The sequence below is a fragment of the Leclercia sp. genome, from assembly GCF_036780805.1.
In the GTDB taxonomy this organism is placed as follows: Bacteria; Pseudomonadota; Gammaproteobacteria; order Enterobacterales; family Enterobacteriaceae; genus Enterobacter.
Genome location: NZ_DAIQCE010000009.1, coordinates 58079 through 83410 on the forward strand (window position 1 = coordinate 58079; position 25332 = coordinate 83410).

The following is a 25332-nucleotide window of genomic DNA, read 5'->3' on the forward strand; positions in this document are numbered from 1 at the left end:
GAGCGAGAGATGAATAAACCCGCAGTTGAGGAAATTTAAAAAGGTGGTTTATAAAGAGGCAGGAAAAGGGAAAAGTTGAGTTTTATTGCACTATGCGCGAGACACCCACGGCAGAACGCCTTGAGCTGATTACCCTGAACGACGCCATCGTGTCGTTCAGTCGCCTGTTCGCCAACACCGTGCGCTACCACCACTGGCACCAGTGTCTGGAAATTCTTTATGTTGAAGAAGGGTTTGGCATAGCGATTGTCGATAATCGCCACTACACCATGCGCCCGGGCCGACTGTTTTTCTTTCCGCCCTTTACCCTGCATAAGGTGATGGTTGATCCGCAGGCCGAAGCGAACTACCGCCGCACCATTATTCATCTCGACCAGCATGCGGTCCTGAAGGCGCTGCGCGACTTTCCCCAGACCCAGCAGCGACTACAGAAACTGTCGCAGCGCGGGGGCGAAGCCTGGGTGGCGGATATGGCGCACTGCCACAGCCATCTCGACCATCTGTTCCGCTGTTACCCGCCGCCGATGAACAGCGAGCGCGTCGCCAGCCTGCTGATTGGGCTGTTTGCCATGCTGCCGCACGATGACGAAGGCCAGCCCGGCAACAGCCAGGGCATCGCCAGCCAGGTGATGTTCTGGCTGGATGAGCATTACCAGCAAAAATTCAGCCTTGATGCGCTGGCAGACGAGCTGGGGAAATCCCGCAGCTACGTCTCACGGAAATTCCATGCCGAAACGGGGGAGAAAATTCACGATTACCTGAATACGTTACGCCTGCGTAAGGCCTGCGAAAGTTTGCTGCACACGGAGGCGAGCGTGCGGGAGATCGCCGCGCGGGTGGGGTTTTCGGATGTGACGTATTTTATTAGCGCATTTAAAAAGGGCATCGGAGAGACGCCCTTGCAGTACCGGAAGAATCATAGTGCGGCCTGATGCCCTCACCCCAGCCCTCTCCCACAGGGAGAGGGCGCAAACATAAAAAAAGGCAACTTACGTTGCCTTTTTGCTTTTACCTTGCTGCCCGGCAATGCATCAACCTTCGATATCCGCCAGGTCGCCCTTCTCCTGCAGCCAGTTGCGACGGTCTTCCGAGCGCTTCTTGGCCAGCAGCATATCCATCATCGCGTTGGTCTGCTGCTCGTCTTCATCGCTGATGGTGAGCTGCACCAGACGGCGGGTATTGGGGTCGAGCGTGGTTTCACGCAGCTGCAGCGGGTTCATCTCGCCCAGCCCTTTAAAGCGCTGTACGTTTGGTTTGCCCTTCTTGCGTTTCAGCTGCTCCAGCACGCCCGCTTTCTCTTCTTCGGTCAGGGCGTAATAGACCTCTTTACCAAGATCGATACGGTACAGCGGCGGCAGCGCCACGTGGACATGACCGTTTTTCACCAGCGTGCGGAAGTGCTTCACGAACAGCGCGCACAGCAGGGTGGCGATGTGCAGACCGTCGGAGTCCGCATCCGCAAGGATGCAGATCTTGCCGTAACGCAGCTGGCTCAGATCGTCGCTGTCCGGATCGATACCGATCGCCACCGAGATGTCATGCACCTCCTGCGACGCCAGCACCTCATCGGAAGAGACTTCCCAGGTGTTAAGGATCTTGCCCTTCAGCGGCATGATCGCCTGATATTCACGATCGCGCGCCTGCTTGGCCGATCCGCCTGCCGAATCCCCTTCCACCAGGAACAGCTCGGTGCGGTTCAGATCCTGCGCGGTGCAGTCCGCCAGCTTGCCCGGCAGCGCGGGGCCGCTGGTCAGCTTTTTACGCACCACTTTTTTCGCGGCGCGCAGACGACGCTGGGCGCTGGAGATCGCCATTTCGGCCAGCATCTCTGCGGCCTGTACGTTCTGGTTCAGCCACAGGCTGAAGGCATCTTTCACCACGCCGGAGACGAACGCCGCGCACTGGCGCGAGGAGAGACGCTCTTTGGTCTGCCCGGCAAACTGCGGATCCTGCATTTTGACCGACAGCACGTAGGCGCAGCGATCCCAGATATCTTCCGCCGACAGCTTCACGCCGCGCGGCAGGATATTGCGGTATTCGCAGAACTCGCGCATGGCGTCCAGCAGCCCCTGGCGCAGACCGTTCACGTGCGTCCCGCCCTGCATGGTCGGGATCAGGTTTACGTAGCTTTCGGTCAGCAGCTCGCCGCCTTCCGGCAGCCACAGCAGCGCCCAATCCACCGCTTCCGTATCCCCGGAAAAATTACCGATAAAGGGTTTTTCCGGCAGGGTTGGCAGGCCGTTGACCGCTTCGCCCAGGTAGTCGTTCAGACCGTCCTCGTAGCACCAGCGCTGCTCGCTGTTGTTGACCTCGTCTTTAAAGGTGATTTCCACCCCAGGACACAGGACCGCTTTCGCTTTCAGAATATGCGTTAAGCGCGAGACCGAGAAACGCGGGCTATCGAAGAAGCTCTCGTCCGGCCAGAAGTGGACGCTGGTGCCGGTATTGCGTTTGCCGCAGGTGCCGATCACCTTCAAATCCTGGACTTTGTCACCGTTCTCAAAGGCAATGTTGTACACCTGGCCGTCGCGGCGCACGGTGACTTCAACCCGTTTTGACAGGGCGTTGACCACGGAGATACCTACCCCGTGCAGGCCGCCTGAGAACTGGTAATTTTTGTTGGAGAATTTGCCGCCCGCGTGCAGACGACAGAGGATCAGCTCAACCGCCGGGACACCCTCTTCGGGATGAATATCCACCGGCATGCCGCGACCGTCGTCGATCACTTCCAGCGACTGGTCGGCGTGCAGAATGACGTCGACGCGTTTGGCATGACCCGCCAGCGCTTCGTCGACGCTGTTATCAATTACTTCCTGGCCCAGATGGTTTGGGCGCGTGGTATCGGTGTACATCCCCGGACGGCGGCGAACCGGCTCAAGCCCGGTGAGTACCTCAATGGCATCAGCGTTATAGGTTTGCGTCATGATTTAAACTAGCAATTCGCAGCGATTGTCAGAGGCTGTGCAGACCAAGAAAGTCGACAATCTGGGTGAAATGATCCTCAAAGCCCGTGAAGGCATGATTACCGCCCTCTTCTATAGTCTGGCGGCAGGAGGCGTAATACGCCACCGCCTGGCGGTAATCCAGCACTTCATCACCCGTCTGTTGCAGCAGCCAGATAAGATCTGGCGCTTCCAGCGGGTCAATCTGCATAACTTTGAGGTCGTAAATATGGCGTGACTCTAGCACATATTGCTGTCCGGTGTAGGGGTTCTCGTTGTGCCCCAGATAGCCCACCAGCAGCTCAAAAGGCCGCACCGCCGGGTTGACTACCACCGCAGGCACCATAAAGCACTGGGACAGCCAGGTGGCGTAATAGCCACCGAGAGATGACCCCACCACGCCAAAGGGCTCGCCGCCGTGGGCCATGACAATCGCCTCCAGCATTTCGGCGGCGTCGGCCGGGTAAGGCGGCAGCTGCGGGACGATCATCTCGACGTGGGGATGATTGACCTCCAGCCACTGTCGAAACAGCGTCGCTTTTGCCGAACGCGGGGAACTGTTGAACCCGTGCAAATAAAGGAGCGCAGACATCAGTAGCCTTCTGACGCAGTATCCGGGCGGAACTGCGAGCCTTCCAGGCGGCAGACTTCAGTCGTAAGCCGACCGTCGGGATGCAGATCCAGCCAGCGCCAGCCTGGGGCAATGGTGTCTAAGGTGAAGTTCGCACAGTGCGGTTTGAACTGCACGCAGGTGGAGGGCGTAGCCAGCAGGCGACGACCGTTCCAGTCGAGATCGAGTTCCTGGTGAATATGGCCGCAAAGTAGGTTATTGACCCGTGGGAATTTCATCAGCACCTGATCGAGATCTGCAGAGTTGCGCAGGCTGTGCTGATCGAGCCAGCTACATCCTGCTGGCAGCGGATGATGATGCAATAAAAGCAGGGTGTGACGCTCGGGATCGGCCGCCAGCTTTGCTTCGAGCCACTCCAGCTGAAACTCGCTCAGCTCGCCGTGCGGCACGCCGAAGACCTGGCTGTCGAGCAGCAGGATCTGCCAGTTGTCGCCTGAATGAACCCGCTTCGCAGGCGAAATCCCCGCATCCTGAAGCGCGCTGTACATCGAAGGTTGAAAATCGTGATTACCGGGTAACCAGACGCAGGGCGCATTAAAGCTCGCGATACCTTCAGCAAAATGCTGATAAGCCGCGGAGGTTTGATCCTGCGCCAAATCGCCCGTGGCGACAATCAGATCGCATTCGCGCTTCTGGGCATGAATGGCTTCCAGAACAGCCTGATAACTCTCCCAGGTATTAACACCCAACAGGGTTTCATGCTTTTTGGCAAACAGGTGAGTATCAGTAATTTGTAATACCCTGACTGGCGCCCCACCAGCAACAGTCAGGTTCAACAGGCTTTCCAAATGGTGTCCTTAGGTAGGTTTACGACGCTAACAAACCGGAATCGCCATTGCTCCATGTGCTAAACAATATTTTAGCCAGTCGGCTAAAAACTGGTTAATTTGATGCTTTTCGTCACGTTGATGCAACTTTTTATTTGGGTAATCATACCGCGCTTTGAAGCGGAAGATCTGCTGGCTTGAACACACTTCAGCGACCGTCGCGTCATGGTAGAGCCGCACCGTCATTGACGGCAGGCTCCAGTAGCTGATGGACGGCGCGGTTTGCTCAATCTCCACCAGGGTAGTGTAACGGGTTGATTCAACAATAGTTAACCGATACTGCGCGTTGCTCACCTGATAGCTCACTGTTTCACCGGCCACGTCGTTACGCGGCAGTAGTCGGCGTAATTGTGCGAAATTGGTCTCGCACAGACGCATCATTTCAGGGAAGTCAGGTGTATAACGCTTCATCTTTTCCACTCGTTTCGTAAGTCCTGATAATGCAGCTGTAGCCATTGCAAAGCGATGACAGAAGCCGCGTTGTCGATTTTCCCCTCTTTTACCCATTGATAAGCCTGCTCCCGACTTACCACATGAACCCGAATATCTTCGTTTTCATCAACCAGACCGTGAATCCCTTGCGCGGTCGTGGCGTCCACTTCGCCAACCAGAATTGACAGGCGCTCGCTGGTGCCCCCTGGGCTTGCCAGATAGCTGGTGATCGGTTTTGTCCGACCGACGTCCAGCCCGGCCTCTTCCATCGCCTCGCGGCGGGCGACATCTTCCGGCGTCTCGCCCTCTTCGATCATCCCGGCCACCATCTCAAGTAACCATGGGCTTTCGCTGGTATCCAGCGCGGCAATGCGAATCTGCTCTATCAGTACCACTTCGTCACGCACTGGGTCAAAGGGTAGCAAGACTGCGGCATGCCCGCGCTCAAAAATTTCGCGCCTGACTTCGCCACTCATTTCACCGTTAAACAAACGATGGCGAAAACGGTATAATTCCAGTGAAAAAAATCCGCTGTAGAGCGTTTCTCGTGCAATAATTTCTACATCGTTTTTTGTAAAAGTCACTGGCAACTTTTCTGGTTTATCCATGTTTGCATCCTGGTATAAATGGTGGCGTTAAGGTGAAATTCAATTCTGCTAAACTGCGGTTTCTACTACAGTATGGTAAATTGGTGCAAGTTACTGCCGCATGGCACGGAACGCCAACCTTTTGCAGTGGCGAAGTCTGCTAGAATCGGTAGATATTTTTTAATTAGATCAGCGCTAACTAAGCTTCACAACAAGGAAAGCAAATGAAGAAATTGCTCCCCATCCTCATCGGCCTGAGCCTGACGGGTTTCAGCGCGTTGAGTCAGGCAGAAGACCTGATACAGGTTTATAAGCAGGCACGTCTGAGCAACCCGGAACTGCGTAAATCCGCTGCCGATCGTGATGCTGCCTTTGAAAAAATTAATGAAGCACGCAGCCCATTATTACCACAGCTGGGTTTGGGTGCCGATTATACCTATAACAACGGTTATCGTGATGCTAACGGCGTCGACTCCAACGTCACCAGCGGTTCGCTCCAGTTAACCCAGACGCTGTTTGATATGTCCAAATGGCGTAACCTGAGCCTGCAGGAGAAATCTGCCGGTATTCAGGATGTCACCTATCAGACCGACCAGCAGACGCTGATCCTTAATACCGCAACCGCCTACTTCAAAGTGCTGAGCTCAATCGATACGCTCTCCTACATTGAAGCGCAGAAACAAGCTATCTATCGCCAGCTCGATCAGACCACCCAGCGTTTCAACGTGGGTCTGGTTGCCATCACTGACGTACAGAACGCCCGTTCACAATACGACAGCGTGCTGGCGAACGAAGTGACCGCGCGTAACGATCTGGATAACGCCGTTGAAGAGCTGCGTCAGGTCACCGGTAATTACTACCCGCAACTGGCATCGTTAAACGTTGATCACTTCAAAACTGAAAAGCCGCAGGCGGTGAATGCCCTGCTGAAAGAAGCTGAAAACCGTAACCTTAACCTGTTGCAGGCCCGTCTGAGCCAGGATCTGGCCCGCGAGCAGATCCGCCTGGCACAGGATGGCCATCTGCCGACCCTGAGCCTGAGTGCCTCCAGCGGCATTTCTAACACCAGCTACAGCGGTTCCCGCACCAGTGGTGCCCAGTACAACGACAGCGACGTTGGCCAGAACAAAATCGGCCTGAACTTCTCCCTGCCAATCTATCAGGGCGGCCAGGTCAACTCGCAGGTCAAACAGGCGCAGTACAACTTTGTCGGTGCCAGCGAGCAGCTTGAAAGCGCGCACCGCAGCGTTGTGCAGACCGTGCGTTCCTCCTTCAACAACGTGAACGCCTCTGTCAGCAGCATCAACGCCTACAAACAGGCCGTTGTCTCTGCCCAGAGCTCACTGGATGCGTCAGAAGCCGGTTACGCGGTGGGTACCCGTACCATTGTCGACGTGCTGGACGCGACCACCACGCTGTATAACGCCAAACAACAGCTCTCCAACGCCCGTTATAACTACCTGATTAACCAGCTGAACATCAAGCAGGCGCTGGGTACGTTGAACGAGCAGGATCTGGTTGCGCTCAACGGTTCATTAGGTAAACCGATCTCGACCACGCCTGAAGCCGTCGCGCCGGAAAACCCACAGCAGGACGCGTCTGCTGACGGTTTGACCCCTGCTACTGCACGCACCACCAGCAACTGATGCTGCTACCTGGCCTGGGTCCACCAGGCCGGGTAAATCCCCCCAGTCCGACAAAAATACGTAAGCCAACGTAAAGATCCTCCTCTTTGACTCCGATAGCTTCAATTTCCACCACTCATCCTCTATTCTGAGCGTTATTTTCTGTGTTTTACCACTGGGTCCTGGAAGACAATGATGAAACGGACAAAATCTATTAATCACGCCTCGTTCCGTAAAAGCTGGAACGCGCGTCATTTCACCCCTGTCGCCCTGGCGCTGAGCGCCGCTTTTATGCTGGCAGGCTGTGAAAAAACCGACGAAACGGTTTCCCTCTATCAAAACGCCGATGACTGTGCGGCCGCTACCGGCAAAAGCGCGGAGTGTACCACCTCGTACAACAACGCCCTGAAGGAAGCGGAACGTACCGCGCCGAAATACGCCAGCCGTGAAGACTGCGTGGCAGAGTTCGGTGAAGGCCAGTGCCAGCAGGCACCGACCCCGGCTCAGGCAGGCACCGCGCCAGCAGAAAACCAGGCGCAGGCCCAATCCAGCGGAAGCTTCTGGATGCCGTTGATGGCGGGTTACATGATGGGCCGTCTGATGAGCGGCGGTGCGGGCTATCAACAGCAGCCCCTGTTCAGCTCGAAGAACCCGGCCAGCCCGGCTTATGGCCAGTACACCGATGCCAGCGGCAAAGGTTACGGTGCCGCCCAGCCAGGCCGTACCATGAACGTACCTAAAACCGCGATGGCGCCAAAACCGGCCACCACTAATACCGTTACCCGCGGCGGCTTTGGTGATTCTGTTGCCAAACAGAACACCATGCAACGCAGCGCGGCCGGCACCTCAACTCGCTCTATGGGCGGCTGATAATGGAACGAGTCAGTATTGTTGAGCGCCCGGACTGGCGCGAAAAAGCCACCGAATACGGATTCAACTTTCACACCATGTACGGCGAGCCGTACTGGTGTGAAGATGCCTATTACAAGCTGACCCTCGCCCAGGTTGAGAAGCTGGAAGCGGTAACGGCAGAGCTGCATCAGATGTGCCTGAAGGTGGTGGAGAAGGTCATTAACAGCGATGAGCTGCTGACCAAATTCCGCATTCCGAAGCACACCTGGGGCTTTGTGCGTCAGTCATGGCTGACCCATCAGCCGTCGCTCTATTCGCGCCTCGATCTGGCGTGGGATGGCACCGGCGAGCCGAAGCTGCTCGAGAACAACGCCGATACGCCCACCTCGCTGTATGAAGCGGCCTTCTTCCAGTGGATCTGGCTGGAAGATCAGCAGAACGCCGGTCATCTACCGGAAGGCAGCGACCAGTTCAACAGCCTGCAGGAAAAGCTGATCGAGCGTTTCGCTGAGCTGCGCGAGCAGCATGGCTTCAATCTACTGCACTTTGCCTGCTGTCGTGACACGGTCGAAGATCGCGGCACGGTGCAGTATCTGCAGGATTGTGCCGCCGAGGCAGAAGTCGCCACTGAATTCCTCTATATCGAAGATATTGGCCTTGGCGAAAAAGGTCAGTTCACCGACACGCAGGATCAGGTGATCAGCAACCTGTTCAAGCTCTATCCGTGGGAATACATGCTGCGCGAAGTGTTCTCCACCAAGCTGGAAGATGCCGGCGTGCGCTGGCTGGAACCGGCCTGGAAGAGCATTATCTCCAACAAAGCCCTGCTGCCGTTGCTGTGGGAGATGTTCCCGGACCATCCCAATCTGCTGCCGGCGTACTTCGCGGAAGATGACTATCCACAAATGGATAAGTACGTCAAAAAGCCGATTTTCTCCCGCGAGGGAGCCAACGTGTCGATTATCGAAAACGGTAACACCGTGGAAGCGGTAGAAGGCCCGTATGGCGAAGAAGGAATGATCGTCCAGCAGTTCTGTCAGCTACCGAAGTATGGCGACAGCTATATGCTGATTGGCAGCTGGCTAATCAACGATCAGCCAGCCGGGATCGGTATTCGCGAGGATCGGGCGCTGATCACCCAGGATCTGTCCCGCTTCTATCCGCATATTTTTGTGGAGTAACCGCATTGCCGGGTGGCGGCTTCGCCTTACCCGGCCTACAAATCCCGTAGGCCCGGTAAGCGTAGCGCCACCGGGCGCTTTACCCCACCTGCACCGACAACATACTCAGGCTGCCCATCTCGATACCGTCCACCGGCGTAGTAATTGGCTCCTGGCCGTCCCATGCGCCCAGGACATAGAGCAGCGGCAGGAAGTGTTCCGCCGTCGGGTTAGAGAGCGAGCCGCCGTCGTGCGCCAGATAATTCACTAGCGGATGCTCTTCTGCCGGCCCTTGCCAGTTAAGGTTCGCTTTCACGTAATCATTGAAAGACGTCGCCCACGGATAAGGCGTATTTTCCCCGTGCCAGCGGGCGGTACGCAGGTTATGCACCACGTTGCCACTGGCTACCAGCATAATGCCTTCATCACGCAGAGACGCCAGCTTACGGCCCACCTCTAAGTGCCAGGCCGCCGGTTTGGTGCTGTCGATGCTGAGCTGCACCATCGGGATGTCGGCTTCCGGGTACATCTTGATCAGCACGCCCCAGGAGCCATGGTCAAAGCCCCACGCCTCTTTATCGAGGGTGACAGGGATCGGTGCCAGCAGATCCACCAGCTGCTGCGCCAGTGCCGGGGATCCCGGTGCTGGATAGTGCGTGTCGTACAGCGCCTGCGGGAACCCACCAAAATCATGGATGGTTTTCGGCGTTTCCATCGCGGTGACGCCGGTGCCACGGGTAAACCAGTGTGCGGAGACCACCACAATCGCCTTCGGACGCGGCAACGTCTCGCCCAGATGTCGCCAGGCGCGGGTGTAGACGTTATCTTCCAGCACATTCATTGGGCTACCGTGACCCAAAAACAGCGCTGGCATACGGGAAGAAGTCATGATGATATCCTTACACAAGGTGTCGATTTGATTGCTTTACCTTACCCGTTATCCGGATAAGATGAACTCAGATAACCATGATGAAGATCATCAGGAAATTTGAATGTAAGGGATCTGTAAAGGCGTCTGTACCCGCTCGCGTTGCGTGCGTTTAGCCTTTAATATGAATGAGAATCATTATCATAAGGAGAGGTGAATGTCAGTTCCCCTGATTCTGACTATTCTTGCAGGTGCCGCCACCTTTATCGGCGCCATGCTCGGCGTCCTGGGCCAGAAGCCCTCTAACCGCGTGCTGGCCTTTTCCCTCGGCTTTGCCGCCGGGATCATGCTGCTCATCTCCCTGATGGAGATGCTGCCTGCCGCCCTCGGTACGGAAGGCATGTCGCCGGTACTCGGGTACGGGATGTTTGTCATTGGTCTGCTGGGCTACTTTGCACTGGACAAAATGCTGCCCCACGCGCATCCGCAGGATCTGATGCAAAAGGGCAGTCAGCCGCTGCCGGGCAACCTGAGGCGTACAGCGATGCTGCTGACCCTCGGCATCAGCCTGCACAACTTCCCCGAAGGTGTCGCCACCTACGTGACCGCCAGCAACAATCTGGAGTTGGGTTTCGGTATTGCGCTGGCAGTCGCATTGCATAATATCCCGGAAGGACTGGCGGTAGCGGGCCCGGTCTATGCGGCCACGGGCTCAAAGCGTAAAGCGGTGTTTTGGGCAGGTATATCCGGCATGGCAGAGATCCTCGGCGGGGTGCTGGCGTGGCTGATTCTCGGCAGTCTGATTTCGCCGGTGGTAATGGCGGCCATTATGGCGGCAGTAGCAGGGATTATGGTGGCGCTGTCGGTGGATGAGCTGATGCCGCTCGCCAAAGAGATCGATCCGAATAACAACCCCAGCTACGGTGTGCTGTGCGGGATGTCGGTGATGGGACTCAGTCTGGTGCTGCTCCAGACGGCAGGAATAGGCTAAAAAAACGCCGGGTTATCCCGGCGTTTTTTATGCTGTGTTATCAGCTGGCTTTGCGCTCATGCGCCTGGCGATACGCCACCAGATCTTCGATGGTGACCACGGCCATGTTGTGTTTACCGGCGAATTCAATGCACTCCGGCGCGCGCGCCATAGAGCCATCATCATTGGTCAGTTCACACAGCACACCGGCAGGTTTGAAACCGGCCAGAGTCACCAGATCGATAGTCGCTTCGGTGTGGCCGCCGCGCGTCAGGACGCCACCCGGCTGCGCGCGCAGCGGGAATACGTGGCCCGGACGGTTCAGGTCAGAAGGTTTTGCGCCATCGGCAATGGCTGCGCGCACGGTGGTCACGCGGTCAGCAGCTGACACACCGGTGGTCACACCGCTGGCCGCTTCGATGGTCACGGTAAAACCGGTGCCATAGGCGCTGGTGTTGTTCTCTACCATCATCGGTAGATCCAGCTGCTTACGGCGATCTTCGGTGATACACAGGCAAACAATACCGCTGCCGTGACGGATGGTCAGCGCCATCTGTTCAACGGTCATGGTTTCGGCGGCGAAAATCATATCGCCTTCGTTTTCACGATCTTCATCGTCAAGCACCATCACGCCGCGACCTTCGCGAAGCGCAGCAAGCGCGTGTTCTACACGGTCAGCAGAGGTGCCGAAAGAGGAAAGGAGCGTCTGATTCATGGTAAAAAAACCTCATTAAAATTATGGTTACCAGAATCAGGGCAGTCTTAGGAGCGCCGTAGTACGGCAAAAAAATAACGTGAGCGGGCCTCGCCCGGCTGGTTCGTTACTCTCTCCCATCCGGACTTTAACCGTCGGCCCCGGAATTACACCGGATCTGCTGACCTTTGAGTTTGCACCCAAAGCGCTCGCGGGCTTTCAACGCGAAGGTTGATTTACCGCCGGTGGGGAATTTCGCCCCGCCCTGAGAATAAGCGGGATAACTATAACGCTAATGATTATGTTCGGCAACGCATAAGCTTCACACAATTCTGGTTTAAGGATCGCGGTTACGCGCTACAATGGTCGTTAACACCTTTTCTTCAAGGGAACTACCATGATCGACCCAAAAAAAATTGAACAACTTGCCCGCCAGGTCCATGAATCCATGCCGAAAGGCGTACGTGAGTTTGGTGATGATGTTGAGAAGAAGATCCGCCAGGTGCTGCAGTCGCAGCTGATGCGTCTGGATCTGGTCAGCCGTGAAGAATTTGACGTGCAGACGCAGGTGCTGCTGCGTACCCGCGAGAAAATCGCCCTGCTGGAACAGCGTCTGACCGAGCTGGAAAACCGCAACGTCGTTGACGAAGTGAAACCGGCGCCGGCGATCCCACCGGTGGATAACGTGGAATAATTCCCGGCGGCGCTGCGCTTGCACGGGCCTACAAGGTAAACGCAAAACGGCAACCCAGGTTGCCGTTTTTAATGTTTACCCCCTCTCCCTGTGGGAGAGGGTTGGGGTGAGGGCATCAGCCCGCACGAATTACTGACTGTCTTTCTGGATCTTCTTAATGATGTTGGTGGTTGAACACCCGTCCTCAAAGTTGAGCACCATCACTTCCCCGCCGTTAGCCCACACCTCTTCGCTACCCGCGATCTGTTCAGGCTTGTAGTCACCGCCTTTGACCAGCAGATCCGGCAGGATCCCGGCAATCAGGCGCTGCGGCGTGTCTTCCTCGAACGAAACCACCCAGTCCACCGCTTCCAGCGCGCCGAGCACAATCATGCGCTGCTCAAGCGGGTTCACCGGACGGGTCTCGCCCTTCAGCCGTTTGGTAGAGGCATCGCTGTTAACCGCCACAATCAGACGGTCGCCCAGCTTGCGCGCGTTCGCCAGATAGGAGACGTGGCCCGCGTGCAGAATGTCGAACACGCCGTTGGTCATCACCACTTTCTCACCACGCTTACGCGCGGCGGCCACCGCCACTTTCAGCTCGTCTTCGCTCATCACGCCAAAGCCGGTATCGGCACGACCGCGTACCGCGTTTTCCAGTTCGATAGGCGAAACGGTAGAGGTCCCCAGTTTACCCACCACCACGCCCGCGGCGGCATTAGCAAAGTAGCAGGCCTCTTCCAGGGTATTACCCGCGGCCAGGGTGGCCGCCAGCACGCCGATAACGGTATCACCGGCACCGGTGACGTCATACACTTCCTGCGCCTGGGTTGGCATATGCAGCGGCGCTTTGCCCGGCTGCAGCAGGGTCATCCCCTGCTCGGAGCGGGTCACCAGCAGCGCGGAGAAGTCGAAATCGGCGATGATCTTCATGCCGCGCTCAACGATCTCCTCTTCGGATTTACATTTACCCGCCACAGCTTCGAATTCAGACAGGTTTGGCGTGAGCAGCGTCGCCCCGCGATAGCGTTCAAAATCGGTGCCTTTCGGGTCGATCAGCACCGGCACGCCGGCATTACGCGCCAGCGTAATCATCTGCTGAACGCTGGCCAGCGCCCCTTTGGCGTAGTCGGAGAGCACCAGCGCGCCGATATTGCCCAGCGCCTGGTTGATGCGCTCGTGCAGCGGCTCAGGATCCACGCCTTCGAAACCCTCTTCAAAGTCGAGGCGGATCAGCTGCTGGTTGCGTGACAGCACGCGCAGCTTGGTGATCGTCGGGTGCGTCGGGACAGAAACGAAATCACATTTGACGTTCACATCCGCCAGGGTCTTGCTCAGTGCCCGTGCGGCGTCATCGATGCCGGTCAGCCCCACCAGGCGCGAATGCGCGCCGAGAGAAGCAATGTTCATCGCCACGTTTGCCGCGCCGCCAGGACGCTCTTCAATGGTATCCACCTTCACCACCGGGACCGGGGCTTCCGGGGAAATGCGGCTGGTTGGCCCATACCAGTAGCGATCCAGCATCACATCGCCAACCACCATAACTCCAGCACGTTCAAACTCTGGCAGTGTTACTTTCATTCCTGACTCCAGAAAGATTCACAATTTGCGCGCGATAATATCACACTTGTTTTGTTACGCACGGTTCCACCAGCCACTTCTGCCAGCAGGCACGCACCAGCTCTCGCTCGGCGTTAAAACAGTCCAGCGGCAGATGCCCGGGCTGCTCCTGCAGGGCCAGATGGTGCAGCTCATCGCGCAGCGTGGTGTAGGCGCGGGTCAATGCCAGCGCCTCGTGCTCGTCCATAATGTCGTTTTGCGCCAGCAGCTCCAGAATGCGCACGTTATCCGACCAGCGGGTGAGCTTCGGCTTGCTGTGCGCGTCACGCAGCACCAGGTACTGGGTGATAAATTCAATGTCGGTGATCCCGCCCTCATCGGCTTTGATATCAAAGCGATCGCGGTGTTTATTTCCCAGATGGGCGCGCATCTTCTCGCGCATCTCGCGCACTTCGGTTTGCAGCGTCGGGCCCTCGCGCGTGGCGGTCAGCACGTCGCGACGAATGGTATCGAACTGCGCTTTCAGCTGCGGATCGCCATACACCACCCGGGCGCGCACCAGGGCCTGATGCTCCCAGGTCCAGGCCTCGTTCTGCTGATAATCAGCGAAGGCGTCGGTGGAGGTGACCAGCATGCCCGCCGCCCCGGACGGACGCAGGCGGGCGTCCACCTCATACAGAATGCCGGACGAGGTGCGGGTGCTGAAGAGGTGCATAATGCGCTGGGCGAGGCGCAGATAGAACTGACGCCCGTCGATCTCGCGCTCGCCGTCGGTCATTACGTCCACCGGGCAGTCGTGGAGGAAAATCAGATCCAGATCGGAGCTGTAGCCCAGCTCCCAGCCGCCCAGTTTGCCGTAGCCCACCACCGCAAAGCCGCGTCCTTCGCGATCGGCCAGGTGCTTCGGCTGGCCGTAACGCGCCACCATCTGCACCCACGCCTGATGGACCACCGCATCGATAATCGCTTCCGCCAGCCAGGTTAAGTGATCGCTCACTTTCATCACTGGCAGCGTGCCGGAGATATCGGCCGCCGCCACGCGCAGCAGCTGCGCCTGTTTAAACTGACGCAGCGCCTCCAGCTGTTGCTCTTCGTCCTCTTCCGGCACGCGCAGCAGATACTGGCGCAGCTCGTCGCGATAGGCGTCGGTCGCCGTCGGCTGGTAAAGGGTGTTGGGATCGAGCAGCTCGTCCAGCAGCAGCGGATAGCGTGCCAGCTTGCTGGCAATCATCGGCGAGGCGGCGCAGAGGGAAATCAGGTGCTTGAGCGCCCCCGGAAACTCGCTGAGCAGCTCCAGATAGGTGGTACGGGTGATGATCCCGCTCAGCAGCGGGGTCAGGCGCGACAGCGGCACCGGGGCATCGGCCCGGGAGCAGACGTCGCTGAGCAGGTGCGGCATCAGGTGATCCAGCACCTGGCGGCCGCGCGGGCCAATGGCGCGCTTGTTCAGCTCAAGGCGGAAATCGGCAATCAGCGCCACGACCCGATGGCGATCCTCATCGCTGAGGTGGGTCAGCACCGGGGTGGTGTCGTCCTCCTGCAGCGCATCCTGCCATAGCTCACGCCAGTGTTCGGACAGCTCATCGTCCTGGGATTCGCTCTCATCGTCGCCGATCAGGTCGTTAAAAATACGCCGCACCGCTGCCATATGTGCATCCAGCGCGTCGGTCAGCGCCTGCCAGTTGTCTACGCGCATTCCCCAGGCGAGGCGGGCGCGGTTAAGCTCATCCCCCGGCAGGGTCTGGGTTTGTTCGTCATTGATGCTCTGGAGCAGGTTTTCCAGACGCCGCAAAAAGAGGTAGGCCTCGCGCAGGATCCGGTCATCGCCTTCCGGCAGCAGGTGCAGCTGAGCGATAGCGGACAGGGTTGGCAGCAGGGAGCGGGACTGTAGCGAGGGCTCGCGCCCGCCGCGGATCAGCTGGAAGACCTGGACGATAAACTCGATCTCGCGGATGCCGCCCGCCCCCAGCTTGATGTTGTCCTTCAGGCCGCGACGACGCACTTCCCGGGCAATCATCCCTTTCATGTTGCGCAGCGACTGGATGACGCTGAAATCAATGTAGCGACGGAACACGAACGGGCGCAGCATGGCGCGCAGCTCGTTGGCGTACACATCGGCGTTATCGCCCATGATCCGCGCCTTAACCATCGCGTAGCGTTCCCAGTCGCGGCCCTGCTCCTGGTAATAATCTTCCAGCGCGGCAAAGCTCAGCACCAGCGGGCCGCTGTCGCCGAACGGACGCAGGCGCATATCCACCCGGTAGACAAAGCCGTCCTGGGTGGGTTGATCCAGCGCCTTAATCAACCGCTGCCCCAGGCGGGTGAAGAACTGGGCGTTATCCAGCTCGCGACGTCCGCCGCGGGTGGCGCCCTTCTCCGGCCAGGCGAAGATCAGATCGATATCCGAGGAAAAATTGAGTTCGCCGCCGCCCAGTTTGCCCATGCCTAATATCAGCAGCGGCTGCGGAGTGCCCTCCTCGCTGCACGGCGTGCCCCATTCGCGGCAGCAGGCGTCGTACAGCCAGTCGCGGGCGGCGACGATCAGCGTCTCCGCCAGGTGGCTTAACTGCTGCAACGTGCTCTCTTCACTCACCCGCATCAACGCCTGCGCCCAGGCGATGCGTACCATCACCCGACGGCGGAACTGGCGCAGCGCGCGCATCAGCGCAGCTTCATCGCTGATGTCCGCCAGCGCGTCCTGTAACCACTGCGCGTAGTGCTGCCACTCGTCCGCCTGAGGTGCCGAGGCTTCAAGTTCCGCCAGCCAGTCAGGATGGGCGGTGACGCTCTCCTGCACAAAGTCGCTGAAGGTCAGTACCTGTCGCGCCTGCTCGCTTAACGACGAAGCGGGTAATGCTTCCGGCAGACGCTCACATACCGTCTGCCACTGCTGCTCTAAGGGTGAAGAAAGCGGCATCATGGGGGTTCCTTGCCTGCGTTAACGTTTTCCGCTGTGCAGCCAGAATGGCTCCTGCGAAATGGCTTCGTTGCGGAAATGCTCAATTTCAATGTGCTGGCGGGTTTTGATGGCATACAGCAGCCCTTGCCAGTTCTCCAGCCATGCGCGGGCGACCGGGCCGTCATAGGCCCCTGCCAGCAGCAGAATGCTGTCGACGTTACGCGCCAGACGGATCAGCTGATCGCCGTACTGATCGCCCAGCGGATGTCCGAAAATGGTTTTCAGCTCAGCGGCGTGGCGGGACAGGTGGATATCGGCGAAACGTTTAAAGTTATCCGCAATTTTGGTCTCCCCCTTCGCATCGAGGAAGCTGCGCCAGCCGCGGGTCACCAGGAACTCGGTGAGCGCCAGTTTGGCAGTAGCGGTTTGCGGATTGTAGACCGCCGTTTCGGCAGAGACGTCAGAAGCCATCAGGGCGTCGGCCTGGGTCAACAGATCACGTAAGTGAGCACTCGCTTTACGTGGCACAATGCCGCCGAACAGCGTCAGGCTGTGACGCACCAGCGCCATCGCCGCCAGCACCTGTTCTTTGGCCCCTTTCACGCCGCGGATCCACAGCTCTTCGTGGTACTGCCACTGGCTCAGGGCCAGCTCCAGCGAGGCTTCAAAGCCCTGCTCGACCGAAGATTTCGGTGCGAGGCGCAGAATGTCGGTGGGTTTCAGGAGACGCGGGGCGTTGCCCTGGGCCAGATGATAGCCGCGAGCGGCTTTGCTCAGGCTGCCCTGACGCAGACCGCTCTGGGTCACCAGCTTGCGGGCCAGCTTCAGCACGTCATCGGCGTGGCCTTCCAGCAGCTCAAGCTCCAGCTCGCAGATCGGCTCCTGGAACTCCCCGGCTTTCACTTCGCCCAGGTCGAGGGCAATTTCGATCCGGCTTTTACCTTCGTTCACCAGCCACTTCTCGCGCCAGAAATCGGTGCTGAACAACGGGCTGACGCGCTCCGCCAGACCGTCTGGCAGCCCGCCTTCCGGCCACACTTCCGCGGGGAAGCGCGCCAGCTCCAGCTCAGGCTGGCTGATATCAACGTTGTATTCCGGGCGCTGATGCAAGCCGCCGACCACGCGACCGCCGATTTTCATGGTCATCTCGTAACGCCCGTCCACGCCACGGATGCGCAGCCCACGGTCATGACGGCGCAGCCACAGGTCCTGCGTTTCGTAATAGATGTTGAGCAGTTGCACCGGCGCGTGATGCTCGCCGGTCAGCTGATGCAGATGGTTTCGCAGCGCGTCAACGCTGTCGCTTTCAACGATAAACTTTAATTCGATTTCCTGAGCCATGGCCTTGTTCTTTTTGATTGCAATATCGTGGGGTAAATTACGGCGAACTTACTCGCCACTTTTTTGTCAGTAGATAGTATTTTGCGCCAGATTGCCACGCAATGGGCAATTTGACGGGCGTAAAGTTTGCTACAGTGGGCAACAGCGCACAGAGGATTCCGAATGCTGACGAATCCTTTGAGCCTGAAGGCTGTTTCCACTAATATCGTTCCACTTTTCATGAAAATAACGACTGCCTGATGCTTAAATTACGCCTGATCGGACTGACATTACTTGCTTTTAGCGCCGCGACCGTGGTCCACGCAGAAGAGAAGCGCTACGTTTCTGACGAACTGAATACCTGGGTACGCAGCGGTCCGGGTGACAATTATCGCCTCGTGGGTACGATTAATGCCGGCGAGGAAGTGGTGCTGTTGCAGAGCAACGCGGAATCCAACTATGGCCAGGTGCGCGACAGCAGCGGCCGTACCGCCTGGATCCCCCTGAAAGAGCTTAGCACCGACCCGAGCCTGCGCACCCGCGTGCCGGATCTGGAAAACCAGGTCAAAACCCTGACCGACAAGCTGACCAATATCGACGCCACCTGGAACCAGCGCACCGCTGAGATGCAGCAGAAAGTGGCCCAGAGCGACGGCGTCATCAACGGTCTCAAAGATGAGAACCAGAAGCTGAAGAACGAGCTGATCGTCGCGCAGAAAAAGGTGAGCGCGGCCAACCTGCAGCTGGATGACAAACAGCGCACCATCATCATGCAGTGGTTTATGTATGGCGGCGGCGTGCTGGGTATGGGTCTGCTGCTGGGTCTGGTGCTGCCGCATCTGGTGCCGAGCCGTAAGCGTAAAGACCGTTGGATGAACTAAGTCGCCATCTCTGCCACACTTACGTATTATTTTGCCAATATTTGATACGGGAGAGTGTGGCGTGAAGATTTATCTGGTCGGTGGTGCGGTTCGTGATGCGTTGTTAGGTCTGCCGGTCAAAGATAAAGACTGGGTGGTGGTGGGCGCCACCCCTCAGGCGATGCTCGACGCGGGTTACCAGCAGGTAGGCCGCGATTTCCCCGTGTTTCTGCACCCCCAAAGCCGCCAGGAGTACGCTCTGGCGCGTACCGAGCGCAAATCCGGCGTCGGCTATACCGGGTTTATCTGCCATGCCGACCCTGATGTCACCCTCGAAGACGATTTACAGCGCCGCGATCTGACCATCAATGCCCTCGCGCAGGATGAAAACGGTCATATCGTCGATGCTTACGGCGGTAAACAGGATCTGCAAAACCGCATCCTGCGCCATGTCTCCCCCGCCTTCTCTGAAGATCCGCTCCGCGTGCTGCGCGTGGCGCGCTTTGCTGCCCGCTATGCCCATCTGAGCTTTCGCATCGCCGATGAAACTATGACGCTGATGACGGCGATGACCGAGGCAGGCGAGCTGGAACACCTCACCCCGGAGCGCGTGTGGAAAGAGACCGAGAGTGCGCTCACCACCCGTAATCCGCAGGTTTACTTCCAGGTGCTGCGCGACTGCGGGGCGCTGAAGGTGCTGTTCCCGGAAGTGGATGCGCTGTTTGGCGTACCAGCCCCGGCGAAGTGGCACCCGGAAATTGATACCGGCATCCATACTCTGATGACCTTAAGCATGGCGGCGATGCTCAGCCCGGAGGTGGACGTGCGCTTCGCTACCCTCTGTCATGACCTCGGCAAGGGCTTAACGCCGCCCGAGCTGTGGCCACGCCATCACGGACACGGCCCGGCGGGGGTCAGGCTGGTTGAGAAGGTCTGCCAGCGCATGCGGGTGCCGAATGAGATCCGCGATCTGGCGAAGCTGGTCGCCGAGTTCCATGACCTGATCCACACCTTCCCCATCCTCAAACCGGCCACCATTGTGAAGCTGTTCGACAGCATCGACGCCTGGCGCAAGCCACAGCGCGTGGAGCAAATCGCCCTGACCAGCGAGGCTGACGTGCGCGGGCGCACCGGGTTTGAAGCCAGCGACTATCCGCAGGGGCGGTTGCTGCGTGAAGCCTGGGAGGTGGCGAAAGCCGTGCCGACTCAAGCGGTGATCCAGGCCGGCTTTAAAGGGCCAGAGATTCGGGAAGAGTTAACAAAACGGCGGATTCAGGCGGTAGCGGACTGGAAGGAACAGCGTTGCCCTCAGCCGAAAGACTGAGGGCAGTGAGTCATCAGAAGAAGACCACGTAAACTGCGGCCGCCACGATAAAGCGATAGATGGCGAACGGGATAAACGAGATGCGCTTGATCAGCTGCAGGAAGGTTTTGATGGCGATCAGCGCCACGATAAAGGCGGTGATAAAGCCCACGGCAAACATCGGAATGTCGCCTGCGGTCAGGAAGTGGTAGCTCTTGTAGAGATCGAGCGCGGTCGCCCCCATCATCATCGGCACCGCCAGCAGGAACGAGAACTCAGAGGCGGCATAGCGGCTCACGCCCATCAGCATCCCGCCTGAAATCGTCGCCCCGGAGCGGGAGAAGCCCGGCCACAGCGCCAGACACTGGAAGCAACCAATCATAAACGCCTGACGGTAGGTCATGTCATCCAGACCCTCCGCGCGCGGCTCTTTTGGCTTCAGCAGTTCAGCGGCAATCAGCAGCACGCCACCGACCACCAGCGCGTACATCACGTTTATCGGGTTAAACAGCGATTTGATGGTGTCGTGCAACACCAGGCCCAGCACCACCGCCGGGATCATCCCGAGCAGAATGTGCACCAGGGTCAACCGCCCTTTTCCGGTGCCTTCATGCGGCGGATGACCAAAGTGAATGCCAATCAGCCCGAACAGACGGCGCCAGAACATCACCACCACCGCCAGAATGGATCCTAACTGGATCACCACCTCAAAGGTTTTCGCCGTTTCGCCTTCGAACCCCAGCAGATGGCCAACAATAATCATGTGGCCCGTACTGGAAACCGGCAAAAACTCTGTCAATCCTTCGACCACACCCAGTATTGCTGCCACCAGCAGGGAGTGCATATCGCTCATCAATAAACCCCTAAAAAGACAGAAAAAACGGGTTACCCGGAGGGTAACCGCAGAAGGAACAGCTGTAAGACTGATTTAACAGGAATTGGTTTAACTATTATACCGTTAAATGTTTCCTTTCAGATTTTGGCTACGCTCAATAATAACGCCCACATTGGCCGCCCGCGCCACCGCGCCCGGCTTGCTGACTTTGATGCGCACCCACGGGGAATTAAAGCGGCTAAGCAGCAGTTCCGCCACCTCTTCCGCCACGCGCTCCACCAGCGCAAAACGCTGGCCTTCCACGTGGCTGATGACGGTTTCACTGACGTCGGCATAGCTCAGGCAGTCGTTCACATCATCGCTTTTCGCGGCGGCGACGTTATCCCAGCCCATTTCGATATCGAACACTAATTTCTGCTCGATGGTCTGTTCCCAGTCATACACCCCGATAGTGGTGATTACCGAAAGTTGCTCTATAAATACTATATCCATCACGACCTGCCTGGTTTTTGGCTAAACCGGATACCACTCCCGGCGAATTATGCGTATTATCCACAGATGCTAAGTACAAAACGATATTTTCAAAACGGAACAGCGTTATGAGTGCAATCGCGCCTGGAATGATCCTCCTTGCCTACCTTTGCGGCTCAATATCCAGCGCCATTCTGGTCTGCCGTATCGCCGGGTTGCCTGACCCACGCGAGAGTGGTTCCGGGAATCCGGGGGCGACCAATGTACTACGAATTGGCGGCAAAGGAGCAGCCGTAGCGGTTCTGATTTTTGACGTCCTGAAAGGCATGCTTCCCGTCTGGGGGGCGTATGCACTGGGCGTGACGCCGTTCTGGCTGGGGCTGATTGCCATCGCCGCCTGTCTGGGCCACATCTGGCCGGTCTTCTTCGGTTTCAAAGGCGGTAAAGGCGTAGCCACTGCCTTCGGTGCCATTGCCCCTATCGGCTGGGATCTCACCGGCGTGATGGCCGGCACCTGGCTGCTCAGCGTGTTGCTCAGCGGTTACTCTTCTCTGGGTGCCATCGTCAGCGCGCTGATTGCCCCGTTTTACGTCTGGTGGTTCAAACCCCAGTTCACCTTCCCGGTGTCGATGCTCTCCTGCCTGATCCTGCTGCGTCATCATGACAACATCCAGCGCCTGTGGCGTCGTCAGGAGACCAAGATCTGGGCCCGGCTGAAGAGAAAGAAGAAAGATCCGCAGTAAGGCGTCGCTGTAAAACCCCTTTCGCCTTAACCCCTTCGTTATGCCTTATAACCAAATGTGATTTAGATCGTTTTCTTGCTGTGAGTACTCTTTTTGTTCGTACAGCCAACACAACATAAGAAAATGACAGAGATCGCAGATCCAACCTCACTTGCAACGGCAGGAAAAACTCCCGACGGGGAGATCAAATGGGTCCGTAACGCAGCGGACGTCACCCAACTGGTCAATGAAGGCTCACAGGGCCGGGCCAATGCGCGCATCGTCATCGGCATTGCCCTGGGCGGTATCTTTCTCGATGCCTACGACCTGGGTGCGCTGGCGTTCGGGATCAAAGACATTACCCGCGAGTTCAACCTCACCCCCGCGGGCACCGGCATGGTGGCCTCGGCGATCACCTTCGGCGCCATTGTCGGGGCGCTCATTGGCGGCTACCTGACGGATAAAATCGGGCGCTACCGGGTCTTTATGGCCGATATGGTGTTCTTTGTGGTCGCGGCCATCGCCTGTGCCTTTGCCCCAAACGAGTACGTGCTGGCCGGGGCGCGCTTTGTGATGGGTCTGGGCGTGGGGATCGATCTTCCGGTGGCGATGGCCTTCTTAAGCGAGTTCGCGAGGCTAAAAGGCCCCGGCAACAAAGCCGCCAGCGTCGCGATGTGGTGCCCTACCTGGTATACCGCAATCAGCATCTCTTATCTGCTGGTGCTCTTCTTCTATGGCGTGCTGCCAGAGACGCACAGCGACTGGCTGTGGCGGATTATCCTTGGCTTCGGGGCGCTTCCCGCCCTGGCGATCATCGCCATCCGCAGCCGGTATATGAGTGAATCCCCGGTCTGGGCGGCGAATCAGGGCAACCTGAAAGAGGCGGCCTCGATTCTGCGCAAGGCATACAACATCAATGCCCACGTGCCGCAGGAGGCGCTCGACCAGCCCGCCCCGGTGGTGAATAAAGCCAGCTGGCGTAACTACCTGAATCTGTTCCGCGGGGTCTATCTGCGCCGCACTACGCTGGCCACGCTGCTGTCGATTGTGTCGTCCTTCGCCTATAACGCCGTGGCTTTTGGCCTGCCGGTGATTATCTCCAGCTTCTTTGTGCAGTCGATGCTGACCACCATTCTTATCTCGCTGGCCCTGAACCTACTGTTTGCGTTTGTCGGCGGTCTGCTGGCGGTGCGACTGGTTCCACGCTTTGGCGCATGGCGGATGTCGCTGGGGGGGTATGCCTGTCAGCTTACGGCCCTGGTGGTGCTGGCGATTATTGGTCGTCCGGAAGGTGCTGCGGAAGGGATCGCAGCGGTGGCGATGCTGGCCCTGTTCCTGTTCGGCCAGGGCTTTGGTCCCGGGGCGCACACCATGACCTTTGCTTCGCTCAGTTACCCGACGTCGCTGCGCGGGGTCGGCGTGGGGCTGAACCAGACGCTGATGCGCAGCAGCTCGACGCTGTCGCTGTTTATGTTCCCGCTGCTGGTGGCGTCGATGGATACGGCTGTTTTCTGGGTGATTGCCCTTGCGCCGCTGATTGGGTTGGTTTCGCTACTGGCGATCCGCTGGGAGCCCTCCGGGTATGATATTGATGCGGAGGATTATCGGTAAGTTTCTCTTTTCAAGGAGTGGAATCGTTCCGTTCACCTCATGTCCAGCAGAATATGAAATGAACGGAACCGGTGAACGTGGCGTCCAGCCCTTGTCATCCGGTCTCCGGTTCGCCGATTTCAGCGGGGACTCAACACCCGTGCCACGCTCAGGCAACGGAGAAGCCGGGTGGCGGCTACGCCTTACCCGGCCTACAAACCCACAACATGCACGATCTGTAGGCCCGGCAAGCATAGCGCCGCCGGGCATTGCCGCCCCATCCATAAGTGACTCATATGACAGCCTTCATTTCCGCCAGGGCATACTGAAAATATCCCGATAGCGAGCAGATGGATGACGTATGTTAGCAACTCAGAGGGTTGATAAAACGGTAAAAGGCTGGCAAGCCTCGCTTGCTTTGCAGTTTTGTCACACTCCTGAAAAAACCCTCCTTCATTCTGCCCGCCACGTCGGGCCGCTCACCGTGCAACGCCCGTTCTATCCCGAAGACGAAACTTGTCACCTCTACCTGCTGCACCCGCCGGGCGGGATTGTCGGCGGAGATGAACTGACGATCGACGTTCACCTTGAGGCCCGCAGCCACGCGCTGATCACCATGCCCGGTGCCAGCAAGTTCTATCGCAGCACTGGTGCCCTGGCGCGGCTGGATCAGCACTTCACCCTGGATGAGAACGCCATTCTGGAGTGGCTGCCGCAGGACACCATTTTCTTCCCCGGCGCGAATGCCGCCCTGCGCTCGGTGTTTCATCTGCAGCGCAGCAGCACCCTGCTGGCCTGGGAGCTGTTTTGCCTCGGCCGCCCGGTGATCAATGAGCCCTTCAGCCACGGACGCATTGAGAGTCGCCTTGAGGTCTGGCTCGAGGGCGAACCGCTGCTGATCGAGCGCCAGCATCTGGCCGACGGCGATCTGACGCCCGTGGCGGAACACCCGTGGATCGGCACCCTGCTGTTTTATCCGGCGACCGAAACGCAGCTGGAGGAGGCCCGCGAGGCCCTGGCACCGCTGGATCATTTCGCGGGCGCGACCCTCACCGACGGCCTGCTGTCGGTCCGTTTTCTGGCCCATGACAACCTGATTTGCCAGCAGGCGATGCGCGAGATCTGGCAGCGCCTGCGCCCGCAGCTCACCGCCAAAGCCCCCTGCTCGCCCCGAATCTGGCACACCTGAGAGACGCACGATGGAACTGACCCCCAGAGAAAAAGACAAGCTGTTGCTGTTTACCGCCGCGCTGGTGGCCGAGCGCCGTCTCGCCCGCGGCGTGAAGCTCAATTACCCGGAATCGGTGGCCCTGATCAGCGCCTTCATTATGGAAGGGGCGCGCGACGGGCAGACGGTGGCGGAGCTGATGGAAGCCGGCCGCCACGTCCTGACCCGCAGCCAGGTGATGGAGGGCGTGCCGGAGATGATCCCGGACATTCAGGTGGAGGCCACCTTCCCGGACGGCTCCAAGCTGGTCACCGTTCACAATCCGATCCTGTAAGGGGGCAGC

General features: G+C 58.3%; 24 protein-coding genes and 1 riboswitch. Of the genes, 12 read left to right on the forward strand and 12 right to left on the reverse strand.

Annotation, left to right across the window (positions count from 1 at the left end; translation table 11 throughout):
* Positions 1–92 precede the first annotated feature (92 nt).
* A complete protein-coding gene (locus tag V7Q49_RS17990; protein WP_333854078.1) occupies positions 93–932 on the forward strand; it encodes a helix-turn-helix transcriptional regulator in 840 nt (279 codons plus the stop codon).
* 99 nt (positions 933–1031) lie between these two features.
* Here V7Q49_RS17990 and parE read toward each other — a convergent pair whose 3' ends face one another.
* Genes parE through nudF form a run of 5 tightly spaced genes read right to left on the reverse strand, consistent with a single transcriptional unit; the run spans position 1032 to position 5440 of the window.
* Positions 1032–2924 carry a DNA topoisomerase IV subunit B gene (gene parE / locus V7Q49_RS17995; protein WP_333854080.1) on the reverse strand — a complete coding sequence of 631 codons (1893 nt, stop codon included), beginning with the start codon at positions 2922–2924 and terminating at the stop codon, positions 1032–1034.
* Positions 2925–2952: 28 nt separating this feature from the next.
* Positions 2953–3534 (reverse strand): esterase YqiA, encoded by a 582-nt coding sequence (gene yqiA / locus V7Q49_RS18000; RefSeq protein ID WP_333854082.1) that lies wholly within the window; start codon positions 3532–3534, stop codon positions 2953–2955.
* Positions 3534–4361, reverse strand: coding sequence for a 3',5'-cyclic-AMP phosphodiesterase (cpdA, locus tag V7Q49_RS18005; RefSeq protein ID WP_333854083.1), 828 nt, complete (start codon positions 4359–4361; stop codon positions 3534–3536). Before cpdA ends, yqiA begins: the two co-directional genes overlap by 1 nt.
* 27 nt (positions 4362–4388) lie before the next feature.
* The gene (locus V7Q49_RS18010; RefSeq protein ID WP_333854085.1) at positions 4389–4811 is read right to left on the reverse strand and encodes a DUF1249 family protein; all 423 of its coding nucleotides are present in this window, start codon (positions 4809–4811) and stop codon (positions 4389–4391) included.
* The gene (gene nudF / locus V7Q49_RS18015) at positions 4808–5440 is read right to left on the reverse strand and encodes an ADP-ribose diphosphatase (RefSeq protein ID WP_333854087.1); all 633 of its coding nucleotides are present in this window, start codon (positions 5438–5440) and stop codon (positions 4808–4810) included. The genes V7Q49_RS18010 and nudF overlap by 4 nt, the downstream gene beginning before the upstream one ends.
* A gap of 203 nt (positions 5441–5643) precedes the next feature.
* On the opposite strand from nudF, the gene tolC reads away from it, so the two are divergent.
* From tolC to V7Q49_RS18030, 3 genes are all read left to right on the forward strand, one after another.
* Positions 5644–7065 carry an outer membrane channel protein TolC gene (tolC, locus tag V7Q49_RS18020; protein ID WP_333854089.1) on the forward strand — a complete coding sequence of 474 codons (1422 nt, stop codon included), beginning with the start codon at positions 5644–5646 and terminating at the stop codon, positions 7063–7065.
* Positions 7066–7239: 174 nt separating this feature from the next.
* Complete coding sequence (locus tag V7Q49_RS18025) at positions 7240–7914, forward strand: DUF1190 family protein (RefSeq protein ID WP_333854091.1); 675 nt, start codon at positions 7240–7242, stop codon at positions 7912–7914.
* A 2-nt stretch (positions 7915–7916) separates the two neighbouring features.
* Positions 7917–9077 carry a glutathionylspermidine synthase family protein gene (locus V7Q49_RS18030; RefSeq protein WP_333854093.1) on the forward strand — a complete coding sequence of 387 codons (1161 nt, stop codon included), beginning with the start codon at positions 7917–7919 and terminating at the stop codon, positions 9075–9077.
* Between the two features lie 79 nt (positions 9078–9156).
* Here the strand turns inward: V7Q49_RS18030 and ygiD are convergent, their stop codons facing one another.
* Positions 9157–9945: a 4,5-DOPA dioxygenase extradiol gene (ygiD, locus tag V7Q49_RS18035; protein WP_333854094.1), complete on the reverse strand. Its 789-nt coding sequence runs from the start codon at positions 9943–9945 to the stop codon at positions 9157–9159.
* Positions 9946–10141: 196 nt separating this feature from the next.
* On the opposite strand from ygiD, the gene zupT reads away from it, so the two are divergent.
* Positions 10142–10915 (forward strand): zinc transporter ZupT, encoded by a 774-nt coding sequence (zupT, locus tag V7Q49_RS18040; protein ID WP_333854095.1) that lies wholly within the window; start codon positions 10142–10144, stop codon positions 10913–10915.
* A gap of 40 nt (positions 10916–10955) precedes the next feature.
* Here the strand turns inward: zupT and ribB are convergent, their stop codons facing one another.
* Positions 10956–11609 (reverse strand): 3,4-dihydroxy-2-butanone-4-phosphate synthase, encoded by a 654-nt coding sequence (ribB, locus tag V7Q49_RS18045; protein WP_333854097.1) that lies wholly within the window; start codon positions 11607–11609, stop codon positions 10956–10958.
* Positions 11610–11713: 104 nt separating this feature from the next.
* Positions 11714–11865: riboswitch (FMN riboswitch) on the reverse strand.
* A 120-nt stretch (positions 11866–11985) separates the two neighbouring features.
* Between ribB and ubiK the strand changes: the two genes are divergently transcribed.
* Complete coding sequence (ubiK, locus tag V7Q49_RS18050) at positions 11986–12282, forward strand: ubiquinone biosynthesis accessory factor UbiK (RefSeq protein WP_106995846.1); 297 nt, start codon at positions 11986–11988, stop codon at positions 12280–12282.
* Between the two features lie 129 nt (positions 12283–12411).
* Here the strand turns inward: ubiK and hldE are convergent, their stop codons facing one another.
* From hldE to V7Q49_RS18065, 3 genes are read right to left on the reverse strand one after another with little or no spacing between them, the layout of a single operon-like run.
* Positions 12412–13842 carry a bifunctional D-glycero-beta-D-manno-heptose-7-phosphate kinase/D-glycero-beta-D-manno-heptose 1-phosphate adenylyltransferase HldE gene (hldE, locus tag V7Q49_RS18055; RefSeq protein WP_333854100.1) on the reverse strand — a complete coding sequence of 477 codons (1431 nt, stop codon included), beginning with the start codon at positions 13840–13842 and terminating at the stop codon, positions 12412–12414.
* Between the two features lie 40 nt (positions 13843–13882).
* A complete protein-coding gene (gene glnE, locus V7Q49_RS18060) occupies positions 13883–16741 on the reverse strand; it encodes a bifunctional [glutamate--ammonia ligase]-adenylyl-L-tyrosine phosphorylase/[glutamate--ammonia-ligase] adenylyltransferase (RefSeq protein WP_333854103.1) in 2859 nt (952 codons plus the stop codon).
* Positions 16742–16759: 18 nt separating this feature from the next.
* Positions 16760–18061, reverse strand: a complete 1302-nt coding sequence (locus V7Q49_RS18065; protein ID WP_333854105.1) for a CYTH domain-containing protein — start codon at positions 18059–18061, stop codon at positions 16760–16762.
* A 239-nt stretch (positions 18062–18300) separates the two neighbouring features.
* Here V7Q49_RS18065 and V7Q49_RS18070 point away from each other — a divergent pair, with 239 nt between their 5' ends.
* Together V7Q49_RS18070 and V7Q49_RS18075 are read left to right on the forward strand one after the other, a co-directional pair.
* Complete coding sequence (locus V7Q49_RS18070) at positions 18301–18921, forward strand: TIGR04211 family SH3 domain-containing protein (protein ID WP_032614215.1); 621 nt, start codon at positions 18301–18303, stop codon at positions 18919–18921.
* A gap of 61 nt (positions 18922–18982) precedes the next feature.
* Entirely contained in the window at positions 18983–20224 is a 1242-nt protein-coding gene (locus tag V7Q49_RS18075) for a multifunctional CCA addition/repair protein (RefSeq protein ID WP_333854108.1), read from the forward strand.
* Positions 20225–20237: 13 nt separating this feature from the next.
* Here V7Q49_RS18075 and bacA read toward each other — a convergent pair whose 3' ends face one another.
* The gene (gene bacA, locus V7Q49_RS18080) at positions 20238–21056 is read right to left on the reverse strand and encodes an undecaprenyl-diphosphate phosphatase (protein WP_333854110.1); all 819 of its coding nucleotides are present in this window, start codon (positions 21054–21056) and stop codon (positions 20238–20240) included.
* A 105-nt stretch (positions 21057–21161) separates the two neighbouring features.
* Positions 21162–21530 carry a bifunctional dihydroneopterin aldolase/7,8-dihydroneopterin epimerase gene (gene folB / locus V7Q49_RS18085; RefSeq protein ID WP_106995853.1) on the reverse strand — a complete coding sequence of 123 codons (369 nt, stop codon included), beginning with the start codon at positions 21528–21530 and terminating at the stop codon, positions 21162–21164.
* Between the two features lie 107 nt (positions 21531–21637).
* Here folB and plsY point away from each other — a divergent pair, with 107 nt between their 5' ends.
* The 4 genes from plsY (at position 21638) to V7Q49_RS18105 (ending at position 25323) form a co-directional block, all read left to right on the forward strand.
* The gene (plsY, locus tag V7Q49_RS18090; RefSeq protein WP_333854111.1) at positions 21638–22252 is read left to right on the forward strand and encodes a glycerol-3-phosphate 1-O-acyltransferase PlsY; all 615 of its coding nucleotides are present in this window, start codon (positions 21638–21640) and stop codon (positions 22250–22252) included.
* A 123-nt stretch (positions 22253–22375) separates the two neighbouring features.
* Positions 22376–23842 carry an MFS transporter gene (locus V7Q49_RS18095; RefSeq protein ID WP_333854112.1) on the forward strand — a complete coding sequence of 489 codons (1467 nt, stop codon included), beginning with the start codon at positions 22376–22378 and terminating at the stop codon, positions 23840–23842.
* A gap of 340 nt (positions 23843–24182) precedes the next feature.
* Complete coding sequence (locus tag V7Q49_RS18100) at positions 24183–25010, forward strand: urease accessory protein UreD (RefSeq protein ID WP_333854114.1); 828 nt, start codon at positions 24183–24185, stop codon at positions 25008–25010.
* Positions 25011–25020: 10 nt separating this feature from the next.
* Positions 25021–25323: an urease subunit gamma gene (locus tag V7Q49_RS18105; RefSeq protein ID WP_103822891.1), complete on the forward strand. Its 303-nt coding sequence runs from the start codon at positions 25021–25023 to the stop codon at positions 25321–25323.
* Positions 25324–25332 lie beyond the last annotated feature (9 nt).

Bases quoted from the DNA above. Each gene is read 5' to 3' on its own strand.
- V7Q49_RS18095 (WP_333854112.1), top strand. From the start codon at position 22,376: ATGACAGAGATCGCAGATCCAACCTCACTTGCAACGGCAGGAAAAACT.
- glnE (WP_333854103.1), bottom strand. From the start codon at position 16,741: ATGATGCCGCTTTCTTCACCCTTAGAGCAGCAGTGGCAGACGGTATGT.
- zupT (WP_333854095.1), top strand. From the start codon at position 10,142: ATGTCAGTTCCCCTGATTCTGACTATTCTTGCAGGTGCCGCCACCTTT.
- V7Q49_RS18065 (WP_333854105.1), bottom strand. From the start codon at position 18,061: ATGGCTCAGGAAATCGAATTAAAGTTTATCGTTGAAAGCGACAGCGTT.
- hldE (WP_333854100.1), bottom strand. From the start codon at position 13,842: ATGAAAGTAACACTGCCAGAGTTTGAACGTGCTGGAGTTATGGTGGTT.
- V7Q49_RS18010 (WP_333854085.1), bottom strand. From the start codon at position 4,811: ATGAAGCGTTATACACCTGACTTCCCTGAAATGATGCGTCTGTGCGAG.
- V7Q49_RS18025 (WP_333854091.1), top strand. From the start codon at position 7,240: ATGAAACGGACAAAATCTATTAATCACGCCTCGTTCCGTAAAAGCTGG.
- nudF (WP_333854087.1), bottom strand. From the start codon at position 5,440: ATGGATAAACCAGAAAAGTTGCCAGTGACTTTTACAAAAAACGATGTA.
- ygiD (WP_333854094.1), bottom strand. From the start codon at position 9,945: ATGACTTCTTCCCGTATGCCAGCGCTGTTTTTGGGTCACGGTAGCCCA.
- yqiA (WP_333854082.1), bottom strand. From the start codon at position 3,534: ATGTCTGCGCTCCTTTATTTGCACGGGTTCAACAGTTCCCCGCGTTCG.
- ribB (WP_333854097.1), bottom strand. From the start codon at position 11,609: ATGAATCAGACGCTCCTTTCCTCTTTCGGCACCTCTGCTGACCGTGTA.
- plsY (WP_333854111.1), top strand. From the start codon at position 21,638: ATGAGTGCAATCGCGCCTGGAATGATCCTCCTTGCCTACCTTTGCGGC.
- bacA (WP_333854110.1), bottom strand. From the start codon at position 21,056: ATGAGCGATATGCACTCCCTGCTGGTGGCAGCAATACTGGGTGTGGTC.
- V7Q49_RS18100 (WP_333854114.1), top strand. From the start codon at position 24,183: ATGTTAGCAACTCAGAGGGTTGATAAAACGGTAAAAGGCTGGCAAGCC.
- parE (WP_333854080.1), bottom strand. From the start codon at position 2,924: ATGACGCAAACCTATAACGCTGATGCCATTGAGGTACTCACCGGGCTT.
- ubiK (WP_106995846.1), top strand. From the start codon at position 11,986: ATGATCGACCCAAAAAAAATTGAACAACTTGCCCGCCAGGTCCATGAA.
- V7Q49_RS18105 (WP_103822891.1), top strand. From the start codon at position 25,021: ATGGAACTGACCCCCAGAGAAAAAGACAAGCTGTTGCTGTTTACCGCC.
- V7Q49_RS18030 (WP_333854093.1), top strand. From the start codon at position 7,917: ATGGAACGAGTCAGTATTGTTGAGCGCCCGGACTGGCGCGAAAAAGCC.
- folB (WP_106995853.1), bottom strand. From the start codon at position 21,530: ATGGATATAGTATTTATAGAGCAACTTTCGGTAATCACCACTATCGGG.
- V7Q49_RS17990 (WP_333854078.1), top strand. From the start codon at position 93: ATGCGCGAGACACCCACGGCAGAACGCCTTGAGCTGATTACCCTGAAC.
- V7Q49_RS18070 (WP_032614215.1), top strand. From the start codon at position 18,301: ATGCTTAAATTACGCCTGATCGGACTGACATTACTTGCTTTTAGCGCC.
- tolC (WP_333854089.1), top strand. From the start codon at position 5,644: ATGAAGAAATTGCTCCCCATCCTCATCGGCCTGAGCCTGACGGGTTTC.